Source organism: Metabacillus litoralis (genome assembly GCF_007994985.1).
GTDB classification, from domain to species: domain Bacteria; phylum Bacillota; class Bacilli; order Bacillales; family Bacillaceae; genus Metabacillus; species Metabacillus litoralis.
Genome location: NZ_VOQF01000008.1, coordinates 261,689 through 276,688, shown reverse-complemented (window position 1 = coordinate 276,688; position 15,000 = coordinate 261,689). Strand labels below are relative to the sequence as shown.

The following is a 15,000-nucleotide window of genomic DNA, read 5'->3' as shown; positions in this document are numbered from 1 at the left end:
TTACGTACAAACGTTTCGTAAAGGAGTACATAAAGTTAAGGTTCGTGAAACATGGTGTATTCACGTTATCTACACTTTTAAGTCCATTATATTTGTAAACGGTTACTACTATTATGTTATCGGGGGGAAACAAAATGAGTTACGATGTAAAACATATGATTGAAAATGGTAAAACAGCACTTGGTATTGAACTTGGTTCAACTAGAATTAAAGCAGTTCTTGTTGGTGAAGATAATACGCCAATCGCATCTGGTAGCCATGATTGGGAAAATAGCTATGAAAACAATGTATGGACATATAGTGTTGAAGATATTTGGAGAGGATTACAAGATAGTTATCAAAAAATGTCCAGTGATGTCAAACAGCAATATGGCGTTACATTGAAAACAGTAGGATCAATCGGTTTTAGTGCCATGATGCATGGATATATGGCATTTGATCAAGATGGTGAACTTCTTGTACCTTTCCGTACTTGGAGAAACAATATCACTGAACAATCTTCAAAAACTTTAACAGAGCTATTTAATTATAATATTCCACAAAGATGGAGTATTGCTCACTTATATCAAGCAATTTTGAATCAAGAAGAACACGTTGCTAACATTCATTTTCAAACAACATTAGCTGGTTATATTCATTGGAAATTAACAGGTGAAAAAGTTCTTGGAGTTGGGGAAGCATCTGGTGTATTTCCAATTGACTTAAACACGAAGAATTATAATCAAGAAATGATTAATCAATTTAATGAGTTGGTTGAAGCTGATAAGTTACCATGGAAGCTAGAAGATATTCTTCCTCAAGTTTTAGTAGCAGGAGAAAAAGCTGGCGTTCTTTCAGAAGAAGGGGCAAAACTTCTTGATGTGTCAGGAGAGCTTCAAGCAGGTATCGCACTATGTCCACCTGAGGGTGATGCAGGAACTGGTATGGTTGCAACAAATAGTGTAGCAAAACGTACTGGAAATGTTTCTGCAGGTACTTCTGCATTTGCGATGGTTGTGATGGAGAAAGATTTGTCGAAAGTATATCCAGAAATTGATCTTGTTACAACTCCAACAGGTAATCTTGTAGCAATGGCACATTCTAATAATTGTTCTTCTGACTTAAATGCATGGGTAGGATTATTTGAAGAATTCACTCAAGCATTAGGAATAGAAGTAGATAAAAATAAATTGTTTGAAACGTTATTTAAGAAAGCACTTGAAGGTGATGCTGATGCTGGCGGTCTGTTATCATATGGCTATCTTTCTGGAGAGCATATGACTCACTTTGAAGAAGGTCGTCCATTGTTTGCTCGTTCTTCAGGAAGTAATTTTAATCTAGCGAACTTCATGCGTACACATTTATTTACGGCATTTGGTGCAATGAAGATCGGAATGGATATTCTTATTAAAGAAGAAAAAGTAGAACTAGATGAAATTTTAGGTCATGGTGGAATCTTTAAAACGGAAGGTGTAGGACAGAGCATTTTAGCTGCAGCTTTCAATACTCCTGTTTCTGTTATGACAACAGCAGGAGAAGGTGGGGCATGGGGAATCGCACTGCTTGCATCTTATATGAATAACAAAGAAGAAAATCAAACATTAGAAGAATATTTAAACGAAAAGGTATTCGCAGGTCAAGAAGGAAAGACAATGTCTCCTGATCCTAAGGATGTTGAAGGCTTTGAGAGATTTATGGAACGATACAAAAAAGGACTTGCAATTGAAAGAGCGGCAGTTGAAAATCTTAACTAATGTAAAGAACGCGTAATGAAAATGCGATTGGGACATAAGTATTTAAGCTAAAGATAAACCCGAATTATTAGGTGATATGTCAATTTTACATTCGCCTAATAATTCGGGCTTTTATTTGCAGTCTTCAATAGCTTTTTTGATTTTGTAACCTATTTTTAAGAATTAGTGGAATGGAGTGGAAGACATTTGACTCCTGCGGGTGCTGAGGAAAGGCTGAGACCCCACAGGCGCTTGCGCCGAGGAGGCTTAGCTTCCTCCCCGCGGAAAGCAAATGTCTGTAGCGCAATGGAACGAACTTGTTTCTTTCAGCTTAACTGAATTTAGATTTATTCGTTTTTTTATGACTTCTTTAATTATGTCACATCCTCTTTATTGCATGTCTGCATAAGAAAATCCCTGCTATTCATAAAAAGCAAGGGTTTCTTAAGTACAGAACTTTGTTATATATTTTTTGCTTCTCCCTTAATAAAACTTTCAACAACAAACGCAGATACACCTAATGCAGTTGAATATTTTCCAAGCTTTGAGAAATGTAGCTGTAGTTCTTTTTGATGGTGTGATAATGTGTGATTTTTTATCGTTGTGATAACTGGTTGCTCTATCCAGTTTTTTGCTAATGCCAATCTATTACCGATAATCACTTGATCAGGATTAAACGTATTAATAACATTATTAATCCCAAATCCTAAATATTGACCGATTTTTTCAAATAGTTCTTCGGCATTTTTGTTTTGATTTTCTGCTAATTTTATTAGCGATTCTAGTGTTTCTGACGTTTCACCAGCCATCTCTAATAATGCATTTTCTGATGCGTATGCCTCCCAGCAGCCTTTACTGCCGCAGTTACAGAGCTTGCCGTTAACATCAATAATCATATGGCCCATTTCACCTGAAAAGCCATCTTTCCCTTGGTATAGTTCTTTATTTAAAATAATTCCGACACCAATTCCGATACCAGCACTGATGTATATAATGTTTTGATAATCTTGACCTGCTCCAAACTGTTGTTCACCAAAGGCCCCGGCATTTGCTTCATTTTCGATGATAACTGGTACTTGAAATAAATCCTCAAGGTCTTTTTTCAACATGATGTTCTTCCAGCCTAAGTTAGGTGCAAGAAGGACTGCACCTTCTTTGTTTACAATTCCAGGAACACCAATTCCGATACCGACAATTCCATACTTGCTACTTGGCATTTCATCAATTAGAGAATGGATCATGTTCTGAACGATTTTAATAATGGCATGGTAAGGAGTTTCTTTTACTAATTGATTTTTCTCAATGATGATATTGCCTTTCAAATCTGTTAAAACACATAGTACATAATTAACTCCGATATCAATACCAACGGCATAACCGGAAGCTTTATTAAAATGAAGAATAACCGGGCGACGACCACCACTTGATTCTCCTGGTCCTGATTCAAATATAAGTTCTTCTTCTAATAATTCGTTAACTAGAGATGAAACGGTTGCTTTATTTAAACCAGATACTTGAGCAATGTCAGCTCTTGAAATAGGTTCTTTTTCGATAATTAATTGTAAAACAAGTGCTTTATTGTTTTTCTTTACAACTTGTTGATTCCAGGTAATAGACGCCACTTCTAAAACTCCTCATTTATTAGTAATTATATTTTAACATAAACTTAGTTTAATGGATATACAAACTTAATGTGTGGTGTTATAATGACAAATAGTTAGCTAGTAAGTTTATACTTCAACAAAGGAGGTAAGAATTTTTCTCCACTTTATTGGATAAAAATCCATAACAAGGTGCTTAACAAATAAGATAAATGAAGCCGTTTACATGATGATTCTAACTACTTTATATAGCAATAGTATTTATATTGCTTTCTATATTAATGATAGGAGAGTGAGTAATGATATGACAAAAAATATGTTTTTCAATGCACATCATTCACCAATTGGTGCGTTTTCTAGTTTTACTCTAGGGTTTTATGGTAATGGGGGAGGATTGGATTTAGAGCTTGGTCGATCTCCAAGGAAAAATGTTTATGTTGGTGTTGAATCGATAGAGCAAGAAGGAATGTATCATGCACTTCCTTTTTTTGAAATGGAAGATGACGAAAGTAAGCGTTATGATATTGAGAATATGGATCCTGATCAAGATAAACCAAAAATAGTTCATCCATATTCTAAGGATGAAATAGAAAGAGACTTTCAATTAGGAACAGACTCCTGGAAAGCTAGGGATTTAACTTTCACTATTTATTCACAAGCACAATCTGTTCCAGATCCAGCTTCTGCTTCTGATGAAGAGTTAAAAAAAGCATTAATACCAGCTGTATGGGCAGAGCTTACGATTGATAACACAAAAGGATCAAAAAGTCGCCGTGCATTCTTTGGATATCAAGGAAGTGATCAATATAGCTCAATGCGTCGTTTAGATGATACATGTGACAAAATTGCAGGTGTTGGTCAAGGACGTTTAACTGCTATTACTTCAAATGATTCTGAAGTAAAATCAGCTTTGCATTTTAGTTTAGAAAATATTTTAACGACTCCTTTTGAGGAGAATTGGGCATTTGGGTTAGGACCTGTTGGCGCTCTTATAATGGATGTTCCTGCAGGAGAAAAACGAACATATAAATTTTCAGTATGTTTCCACCGTTCAGGATATGTAACTGCTGGAATGGATACATCTTATTATTACACGAAATATTTTCCAAATATTGAATCAGTAGCAGCTTATGCTTTGGAAAATTTTAATGAATTTACAAGTAGAGCTGTACAAGCAAATAAATTGATAAGTGAATCTGATTTATCTGATGATCAAAAATTCATGATGATCCATTCAATTCGCAGTTATTATGGATGTACGCAATTACTTGATGCTGATGGTGAGCCTTTCTGGGTTGTTAATGAAGGGGAATACCGCATGATGAATACATTTGATTTAACGGTTGACCAAATTTTCTTTGAATTAAAAATGAATCCATGGACTGTTAAAAATGAATTAGATATGTTTGTTAGTCGTTTTAGCTATGAAGATAAAGTTCGCTTTCCAGGTGATGAAACTGAATATCCTGGTGGTATTAGTTTTACACATGATATGGGTGTGGCAAATACGATTTCAAGACCACAATATTCATCATATGAGCTTTATGGTTTAGACGGATGTTTTTCACATATGACTTACGAGCAGTTAGTGAACTGGGTACTATGTGCGTCAGTATATGTGGAGCAAACGGGAGATCAAGATTGGTTAAAAGCGAATTTAGATATTTTTGTTCGTTGCTTTGAAAGTATGTTAAATCGTGATCATCCTGAAGCAGATAAACGTGATGGAATTATGGGACTAGATTCAACTCGTGTAATGGGTGGAGCGGAAATTACAACTTATGATAGTTTGGATGTATCTCTTGGGCAGGCAAGAAACAATATTTACCTTGCAGGAAAGACTTGGGCATCATATGTTGCATTAGAAAAGCTATTTAAAGAAAATGATTATGCTGATTTATCGAAGCAAGCTGGTCTTCAAGCTGAAAAATGTGCAGAAACAATTGCTTCACATGTGACTTCTGATGGCTATATACCTGCTGTTATTAAAGAAGGAAATGATTCTAAAATCATTCCAGCAATTGAAGGATTAATTTTCCCTTACTATACAAATAACCGTGAAGCTTTAGATCTCAATGGTCGTTATGGAGCTTATATGCAAGCATTGAGTACACATTTAAAAACTGTATTAGTTGAAGGTGTCTGTTTGTTTGAAGATGGTGGCTGGAAGATTTCCTCTACTAGTAATAACTCTTGGTTAAGCAAAATTTACCTTAGTCAATTTATTGCTCGTGAGATATTAGATATGAAGTGGGATGAACAAGGAGCTAAGGCAGATGCAGCACATGTTGCATGGCTAACACATCCAACATTATCTGTGTGGAGCTGGAGTGATCAAATTATCTCAGGTGAAATAGCTGGTAGTAAGTATTATCCACGTGGTGTTACGAGTATCTTATGGTTAGAAGAAAGCAAGAAGTTGTCTAACTTAGTTACATCTTCACAAAATGTATGATAGAAGTTTAAGAGGTTATCTATGAAGAGACCTAACCTGAACGTAACCCACATTATTGTGAGGGTTAGGTAATTAATTTTATATAGAATCTAGAGTGTAAAAATAAAAAACATAAAATAACTTAGTTTATTGGATAGACAAACTAAGTGAACGGTGCTATAATCTGATTAAATAATAGTATTGTAAGCAGTTACATTATTTATATATTAAACTAATAACCTACTAATAGGAGGAATAACAATGGCATATTTTGAAACAGTAAATAAAATTAATTTTGAGGGTGCTTCATCAACTAATCCTTTTGCATTCAAATATTATAATCCTGAAGAAAAAATAAACGGTAAAACAATGGAAGAGCTTTTACGTTTTTCAGTTGCTTATTGGCACACATTCACTGCAGATGGCTCTGATCCATTTGGTGCTGGTACAGCAATTCGTCCATGGAATCATTTATCAGGATTAGATCTAGCAAAAGCACGTGTTGAAGCAGCATTTGAACTATTTGAGAAATTAAATGTCCCATTCTTTGCATTTCACGATGTTGATATTGCTCCAGAAGGTAGTACTTTAAAAGAAACAAATGAAAATCAAGATGTTATTGTTGGTATGATTAAAGAATACATGAAAACTAGCAAAGTTAAATTGCTTTGGAATACAGCTAATATGTTTACAAATCAAAGATATGTACACGGTGCAGCAACTTCTTCAAATGCAGATGTATTTGCTTATTCTGCAGCAAAGGTTAAAAAAGCACTAGAAGTAGCAAAAGATCTTGGTGCTGAGAACTATGTATTCTGGGGTGGACGTGAAGGTTATGAAACTTTACTAAACACAGATATGAAGCTTGAACAAGATAACTTAGCACGCTTTTTCCATATGGCAGTAGACTATGCTAAGGAAATTGGCTTGAATGTTCCTTTCTTAATTGAGCCAAAACCAAAAGAGCCAACAAAACACCAATATGACTTTGATGTTGCAACAGGTCTTGCATTCCTACAAAAATATGACCTGACAGACTACTTTAAGTTTAATATTGAAGCTAACCATGCAACATTAGCAGGTCATACATTTGAACATGAATTAAGAACAGCACGTATTAATGGAATGTTAGGCTCAGTTGATGCGAACCAAGGTGATACACTTCTTGGATGGGATACTGATGAATTCCCAACTGATTTATATACAAACACTTTAGCTATGTATGAAATTTTGAAAAATGGTGGCCTAGGTAAAGGTGGCTTGAATTTTGATGCAAAAGTAAGAAGAGGATCATTTGACGCAGAAGATCTTTTCCATGCACATATCGCTGGAATGGATGCATTTGCTATCGGATTAAAAGTAGCAAATAAATTAATTGAAGATAGAGTTCTTGATGGCTTTGTTGAAGAACGTTATAGCAGCTACACAAGCGGAATTGGCTTAGATATTGTTGAAGGAAAAACAAATTTCCGTGAGCTAGAAGCATATGCTCTTCAATTAAATGAAATCAAAAATCAATCTGGTAGAACTGAACGTCTTAAAGGGTTGGTAAATCAATACTTATTAGAAACTCTTTCAGGAGCAAGAGTTTAATCACGGCTCGTTTCTGAATAATTGTTGCTAATATTCCAATTTAGCAGTTGTAACTTTGTTTTAATAGCATAATAGGTACTCATTTAAGAAGAAAAGATGCCACCATGCTTTATGCAATGCTGTTTACTTGGAGTTGTTAGAGCAAGATAGTTTACGATAACAACCTAAATCATTTAAATAATACCAAGTATGCTGGATGTATTTTACTCCAGCATATTTTCATAGAAAAGGAGAATGATAGATGAAATACGTAATGGGTGTTGATCTTGGAACGAGTGCAGTAAAAATATTACTTGTAAATCAAAATGGTGAGGTTTGCCATGAAGTGTCAAAATCGTATCCTTTAATTATTGAAAAGTCAGGTTATAGTGAACAAAATCCAGAGGAATGGGTGGAAAAAACAACTGCTGGATTAGCTGAATTAATTGATGTTTTTGACGGTGATGTGAGTGACATCGAAGGCATTAGTTTTTCAGGACAAATGCATGGATTAGTTTTAGTTGATCATGAAGGTCAAGTTGTTAGAAATGCTATTTTGTGGAATGACACACGAACAACACCGCAATGCGAGGAGATTTATGATGTTGTTGGTAAACAACGTTTATTAGAGATAACAAAAAACCCTGCTTTAGAGGGCTTTACCTTACCAAAAATTCTTTGGGTTAAAGAGCATGAACCAGAAATTCTTGAACGTTCTAGCTTGTTTATGTTACCAAAAGACTATCTTCGTTATCGGATAACTGGACATATTCATATGGAATATTCAGATGCTGCAGGAACATTGCTATTGGATATTGCTAAGCGTGAATGGAGTCAAGAAATTTTAAATTTATTTGATCTTTCAACTGGATTTTGCCCTCCATTAATAGAATCACATGATTTTGTTGGGACAGTTACAGAACAAATTGCAAAAGAAACAGGATTATCCGATAAAACAAAAGTGTTTGCTGGTGGTGCAGACAATGCATGTGGTGCTATTGGCTCTGGTATTTTAAATGAAGGGAAAACACTATGTAGTATCGGAACCTCTGGTGTTGTACTTTCTTATGAAGAGCGAAATGACCTTGATTTTGAAGGAAAGGTTCACTACTTTAATCATGGTGAAGAAAATGCTTACTATACAATGGGAGTTACACTTGCTGCTGGTTATAGCTTAAGCTGGTTTAAAGATACATTTGCAACAGAAGAAGATTTTGATCAATTTTTAGATGGTGTTGATGAAGTAGCGGCTGGTAGTAATGGGTTATTATTTACACCTTATATAGTTGGAGAAAGAACACCTCATGCTGATTCATCGATACGTGGAAGCTTTATTGGCATTGATGCTGCTCATGAGCGAAAGCACTTTGCTCGTTCTGTGCTTGAGGGAATCACTTTCTCATTAAATGAGTCTATTGAGATTTTTAGAAATAGTGGTAAAACAATTGATTCTATTATCTCGATCGGTGGCGGTGCCAAAAATGAAACGTGGCTACAAATGCAGGCAGATATTTTCAACGCAAAAGTAGAGAAGCTTGCAAGCGAACAAGGACCTGGAATGGGAGCGGCAATGTTAGCGGCATACGGCTGTGGCTGGTATCCTTCACTTAAAGATTGTGCACAAGAATTTATTCAAACATCCAAAACCTATTATCCTATTAAGGAAAATGTTGAAGTATATAAAAATCTATTTAAAATTTATCAGCAAGTTTATACGCAAACAAAAGAGTTAAATGATCAGTTAAGAGAATATAGAAAGTAGTTGAAATTTTTTTTAGCGGAGGTGGCAGATGAAAGAAGTAGCGAAAACAAGTGAGGGGTCTTTTTTTACAGGGGAATATCGAAATCTATTTAAAGAAATTGGATTAACAGATGGAGAGATTACTAGAAGAATTAACACTAATTGGGAAGAGTTATTTAGCGGAAACAAAAGTACACGAATTTATCATCAAGTTGATGATGACTTTGGCTATATGCTTGATACGGGTAATCTTGATGTTCGAACAGAGGGAATGTCATATGGGATGATGATGGCCGTACAAATGGATCAAAAAGATATTTTTGATTGTTTGTGGAACTGGACTATGAAATACATGTATATGACAGATGGAGAGCATGCCGGGTATTTTGCTTGGTCATGTCAGCCTGATGGAAAAAAATGCATATGGACCAGCTCCAGATGGTGAAGAGTATTTTGCATTAGCCTTATTTTTTGCTTCACATCGATGGGGAGATGGTGTTGAGCCTTTTAACTATAAAACACAAGCCAAAGATATTCTCAGAACTTGTATTCATAAAGGAGAAGATGGAAACGGCTATCCTATGTGGAATAGAGACAATAAGTTAATTAAGTTTATTCCAGAGTGTGAGTTTTCTGATCCATCGTACCACTTACCACATTTTTATGAATTATTTGCATTGTGGGCTTATGAGGAAGATCGAGAGTTTTGGAAACAAGCAAGTGCTGCTAGCCGAAACTATATTAAAATTAGCTGCCACCCACAAACAGGTCTTGCTCCAGAATATGCTTACTATGATGGGACCCCAAATGATGAAAATGGTTTTGGTCATTTTTATAGTGATTCCTATCGTGTTGCGGCGAATATTGGTCTTGACTTTGAATGGTTTAGAGGAGATATCTCTGAAACAGAAATAGCGAATAATCTTCAGAATTTCTTCTCAGATAAAGAGCCTGAAGATTATCGTCGTTATAAGGTTAATGGTGAACCATTTGATGAAAAATCTCTGCATCCTGTGGGGTTACTTGCAACAAACGCCATGGCGTCGTTAGCAGCAGATGGTCCAAACCGGTTAAAATGGGTAGAACTACTATGGAACACCCCAATGCGTACGGGAAACAGAAGATATTATGATAATTGTCTCTATTTTTTTAGTATACTAGCTTTAAGTGGTCACTTTAAAATATGGATGCCAAAAGATTAATAATAATGAATTGGAAGCCAAACAAGGTATCTATACTTTTGGCTTCCAATATCTATACATTTTGGCGAAAGTTCAGGAGGCAAAAAGATGAAGCTTGAGCAAGGACAGAAATTGTTGTTCATTGGAGATTCAATAACAGATTGTGAAAGAGCTAAACCAGAAGGAGAGGGCTTATTTCAAGCTCTTGGCAAAGGGTATGTTTCATATATCGATGCACTTTTGCAAGCTGTTTATCCTGAAATCGGTATCAGAGTTGTGAATAAGGGGATTGGTGGTCATACTGTTCGAGATCTAGAAAACAGATGGCAGGAAGATGTGGTGAATCAAAAGCCGGATTGGTTAGTGGTGATGATTGGTATTAATGATGTGTGGCGCCAATTTGATACACCTTTCATAAAAGATTGGCATGTGCTAATTGGAGAATATGAGGTGACTCTTAGAAAGCTTGTTGTGGAAACAAAGCCCAATGTGAAAGAAATCGTGTTAATGACTCCATTTTATCTGGAAAGCAATGAGCAGGATAAAATGCGTCAGAAAATGGATCAATATGGACAAGTGGTCAAGAAAATTGCAGAAGAAACCAACTGTTTATTTGTTGATACTCAGGCTGCATTTAATGTCGTTTTGAAAGAACTTTATTCAGCAACATTGGCGTGGGACAGAGTTCATCCAACTGCTGCTGGACATATGGTTTTAACTAGAGCATTTTTAAAAGAAATTAGCTTTAACTGGAATCGTACTTAACATGAGTTACAATCAAGACACTTGTTTTAAAAGATAAGTGTCTTTTAGCTAGATCCCTCAGTGTATCATAATCAACAATTCATCAGTAGTGAGCTCTACATATAGAAGTGGAGGATAGTCAGTTGAATGAAAACATGATAATTAACGAAATTCCTACGGTGGAAAAGGTTATAGCTTTTACATTTGATGATGGACCTGATCCTATATATACAACTCAATTACTAGAGATTTTTCATAGAGTAAGAGGTAAAGCAACATTCTTCATGATTGGTGAAGAAGTGGTTAAATATCCGGAGATTGTAAGAAAAGTTACACAACAAGGGCATGAAATCGGAAATCACACATTTTCTCACCCTAAACTATCAAAGCTAAGTACTGCAAAATGTTTAGCGGAAATTGAGTTAAACGAGATAAGTATTGAGAAAGTTATCGGTCAAAAACCCGTTGTTTTTCGCCCACCTTACCTTGATTATAATGAAGACACACGATCAATCATTATTCAGAAGGAATATCCTCCTATGATAGGTGCTTTAAATTTGGAAGCTCGAGACTGGGAACAGCCTGGCGTTGATCATATTCTTGCAAAATCTAGAGAATGTGTGAAGAACGGTAGCATCTTAATTTTTCATGATGGCTATGGAGACCGCTCACAAACAATCGAAGCAGTGAGAAAACTTGTTACTGAATTAACCCTACAAGACTATCAATTTGTAACTGTAAGTGAACTATTAAAACTTTCTAAAAACCCTATTTAAGTGCTCTCAGCTAGATTTAAATTAAAATCCTCCAAGTATAGAGCAATATCTATATTTAATATCATCCACTTCTAAAGCTTACACTCTCATTTGCATTGGCTACTATTAGTAAATTAGCTGTATTTATTGAAGGATTTACTAATCTATACAATCTAATAGCTTGTTTACTTAGAATAGAATTCTATAAGATTTAAGATAAAGACTATTCTCTGAAAAGGTTACTAATTTAGTAGTAAGAACCTTATAAAAGAGCCCTTCAAGAGGTTGTTGTTATTAAACTAGGTTTAAAAACCATAGTGGAATGAAGCGCAAAACACTCGACTCCTGAGGGTGTAGAGGAAAGGTCGAGACCCCACAGGCGTAGCCGAGGAGGCTCGACTTCCTCCCCGGTGAATGGAGTGTCTGGAGCGCAATGAAACGAACTAAGTAATAAGATATTCTCAACAAGTAAAAGGTTTAATCGTTTACTTACAACAAAAAGACAGTAGAAAAAATGCCTAATAACATTATAATAGTAGAAAGGTTGTAAAACCGTTATCTCCAAAACTATGATAACGTTTCCAATCGCTATCTCTAAATAAGAAGGGTGTTTCAAACATGCTCAAAAAACTCCAAAGATGGAACACACTAAGAAACCAAATCCTAGTTGTTTTTTTAGTTGTTATGGCAGTAGTGTTATTAATAGTAAGCTTACTAACTTTTAATAGAGTATCAACGCTGCTAAAAGATAACGCAGATAAACAAATAAAACAAACAGCAGTTGAAGCTAATGGCAGATTAGAATCTTTATATAAACAAATCAGCACAGCCTCAAAACTAGTGATGACCAATTATAATATTCAACGAGTTTTAACAAAGGGGTATGAGGGAGAAGAAATAAGCTTCTCTGAGCGACAACAAATAGATGGAATTGTTAACACAATTCAGGCCAATACAGATGGAATATTTTCATTTGAGTTATATACAGATGATTTGAATCGTTTACTACCACTAGATAATGCAAGCTTGTTTTCCAGAATTGATAGTAAATGGATTCGTCAGGCTAATAGAGAAAATGGTGGTTTGGTTTGGATAGGTGATGATCCACGTAATTCAGATAACATATTGGCACTGAGACGGGTGAATCTTATGAGTCATGGCTATGCGAATGGTGGATATCTCCTAATTAGTATATATCGAAGTTATTTTGAATTTGCAGATGAAACAGAGAAAAACAATTATAACCAATATTCTATTTTGTTAGATAATAACCGAAAGCCTATCTTATCAAACTATCAAAAGTCTATTCAACCAATCATTAGTAATACTTCACCAACTGTTACATTAGACAATCAAGAATATATGGTGACAAATCAAACCTCGAATGAAACTGGTTGGACAATTATGATTTTAACTCCAATCAAAGCACTTACAGAAGGGGTTAGTGTGTTGAAGGCTGGGATAATTATCTCTGGTATTATCGGATTTATTATTTTCTCGATCTGTTCGTTATTTTTATCAACCTTTATTACAAGTCCAATCCTGAAATTAACTAAAACCATGCAACAAGCTAGCACAGGTTCTTTATCGATGAATCCTAGTGTGACAACCATTAATGAAATAAACGAATTAAATAGTACGTATAATCAACTTGTTAAAGAAACGAATCATTTAATACAAATGGTCTATCAAAAGGAAATTACTCGAAGTCGGAGTGAACTAAAAGCACTTCAAGCTCAGATTAATCCTCATTTCCTCTTTAATACATTAGACGCTTTAAAATGGGCATTAGAAGATAAAGATGAAGAAGAGCTAGCAGAGTTTGTTATTGCTATGTCTGATTTATTTCGCTATACCATCACAAAACAAAGTGATGGTGATTGGGTAACAATTAAAGAAGAAATTCACCATATCGAAAATTACATGGAGATTATGAAAATGAGATTTGGTGATCATTTACAGTGGAATCTTAGGATTTTATCAGAGTTAGAAAATGTTAAGATACCGAAATTATTGATTCAGCCAATTGTTGAAAATGCTGTTCTCCATGGTGCAGGTAACACATTACAACCTTGTATGGTTACTGTTTCCATAGAACAAATAGATAACGAATATTTGCAAATACTTGTGGAAGACGATGGTCCTGGAATTCCTAAAGAAAAGCTAGAATCTATTAGAAACTCGATACAATCAGGAGGAATAACGTCAATAAACAAAGGCAATGGTATGGCCATTTCGAATGTACACAAACGCCTAGAATTATACTATAAAGATCGCTTACAAAAGGGACTTACCATTATTAGTGATGAAGGCAAAGGAACAGTAGTTTCTTTTGTGATACCTGTAAATGGGGAGGAAGAAAACGATGGTGAATACAAAGACAATGCTAATAGTAGATGATGAACCAAGAACACGTCAGGGGTTAAAAAAGACTTTAGATACATGGTCTGATGGAAAATACGACATTTTTACAGCTGCTAATGGTGAAGAAGCCATTGAATTTATGCAAAAACAAAAAGTCCATATCTTAATCACTGATATTAGGATGCCTGAGATTACAGGTTTACAATTACTAAAAGCAGCAAAAGAACAAGATATCAATCCAGTTATCATCGTTATTTCGGCATACTCAGAGTTTGAATATGCACAAGAAGCACTTCGGTTAGGTGTTACCAATTATTTACTAAAGCCAATAAGTAAAAAAGTATTAATTGAGGCAGTCGAAAGTGCTGAACATTCAGTTGCTAAACAAGAGCAGGCTGGGATGATTGAAAAAGTGGTAGATAAAAAGCTTGTTCATTTGTATTCACAAAATCCTTCTAATCCAGAACCGATAAGAGAGGCCATTGAATACATTAATAATTCTTTAAAAAATGAGATCACTCAAAAAGAAGTGGCAGATCATGTTCATTTAAATCCTAGCTATTTAAGTGTGCTATTTAAGGAGCATGTAAAACTAACTTTTAGCGAATATGTAACAAGACGAAGAATACAAAGAGCAAAAGAACTATTGATTACTACAAATCTTCCGATCTATGATATTGCAGAAGAATCAGGTTATAAAACGGCTAAATATTTCATCAAGATTTTCAAAGAAATGGAGGGAGTGACACCAAGTGCATATAGAAAAAACAACAATGAAAGGGCTTTCTAAAAATAGTAGTATTTCTTCTAATCACTGTGACCTATTTTAGAAACAATCGTGATGCTACACTATAAATGTAAGAAGGAAATCAAAAAAGGTCATAGGGGGTAATTAT

9 protein-coding genes and 1 pseudogene are annotated in these 15,000 nt (G+C 35.0%); 9 read left to right on the top strand and 1 reads right to left on the bottom strand.

What is annotated here, in order from left to right:
* The first annotated feature begins 134 nt into the window (after nt 1-134).
* The gene (locus tag FS935_RS16095) at nt 135-1,733 is read left to right on the top strand and encodes a xylulokinase (protein ID WP_146949669.1); all 1,599 of its coding nucleotides are present in this window, start codon (nt 135-137) and stop codon (nt 1,731-1,733) included.
* Between the two features lie 440 nt (nt 1,734-2,173).
* Here FS935_RS16095 and FS935_RS16090 read toward each other — a convergent pair whose 3' ends face one another.
* Nucleotides 2,174-3,334 carry an ROK family protein gene (locus tag FS935_RS16090; RefSeq protein ID WP_146949668.1) on the bottom strand — a complete coding sequence of 387 codons (1,161 nt, stop codon included), beginning with the start codon at nt 3,332-3,334 and terminating at the stop codon, nt 2,174-2,176.
* Nucleotides 3,335-3,617: 283 nt separating this feature from the next.
* Between FS935_RS16090 and FS935_RS16085 the strand changes: the two genes are divergently transcribed.
* The 8 genes and pseudogenes from FS935_RS16085 (at nt 3,618) to FS935_RS16050 (ending at nt 14,894) form a co-directional block, all read left to right on the top strand.
* Nucleotides 3,618-5,768 carry a glycoside hydrolase family 52 protein gene (locus FS935_RS16085; RefSeq protein ID WP_146949667.1) on the top strand — a complete coding sequence of 717 codons (2,151 nt, stop codon included), beginning with the start codon at nt 3,618-3,620 and terminating at the stop codon, nt 5,766-5,768.
* Between the two features lie 240 nt (nt 5,769-6,008).
* Entirely contained in the window at nt 6,009-7,340 is a 1,332-nt protein-coding gene (gene xylA / locus FS935_RS16080; protein ID WP_146949666.1) for a xylose isomerase, read from the top strand.
* 241 nt (nt 7,341-7,581) lie between these two features.
* A complete protein-coding gene (xylB, locus tag FS935_RS16075) occupies nt 7,582-9,081 on the top strand; it encodes a xylulokinase (protein ID WP_146949665.1) in 1,500 nt (499 codons plus the stop codon).
* Nucleotides 9,082-9,109: 28 nt separating this feature from the next.
* Nucleotides 9,110-10,262: pseudogene (locus FS935_RS16070) on the top strand (family 8 glycosyl hydrolase).
* Between the two features lie 87 nt (nt 10,263-10,349).
* Nucleotides 10,350-11,006, top strand: coding sequence for an SGNH/GDSL hydrolase family protein (locus FS935_RS16065; RefSeq protein WP_146949664.1), 657 nt, complete (start codon nt 10,350-10,352; stop codon nt 11,004-11,006).
* Nucleotides 11,007-11,140: 134 nt separating this feature from the next.
* Nucleotides 11,141-11,761 (top strand): polysaccharide deacetylase family protein, encoded by a 621-nt coding sequence (locus FS935_RS16060; RefSeq protein ID WP_146949663.1) that lies wholly within the window; start codon nt 11,141-11,143, stop codon nt 11,759-11,761.
* Between the two features lie 597 nt (nt 11,762-12,358).
* Nucleotides 12,359-14,140 carry a sensor histidine kinase gene (locus FS935_RS16055; protein ID WP_146949662.1) on the top strand — a complete coding sequence of 594 codons (1,782 nt, stop codon included), beginning with the start codon at nt 12,359-12,361 and terminating at the stop codon, nt 14,138-14,140.
* Entirely contained in the window at nt 14,109-14,894 is a 786-nt protein-coding gene (locus FS935_RS16050) for a response regulator transcription factor (RefSeq protein WP_146949694.1), read from the top strand. Before FS935_RS16055 ends, FS935_RS16050 begins: the two co-directional genes overlap by 32 nt.
* Nucleotides 14,895-15,000: the final 106 nt, after the last annotated feature.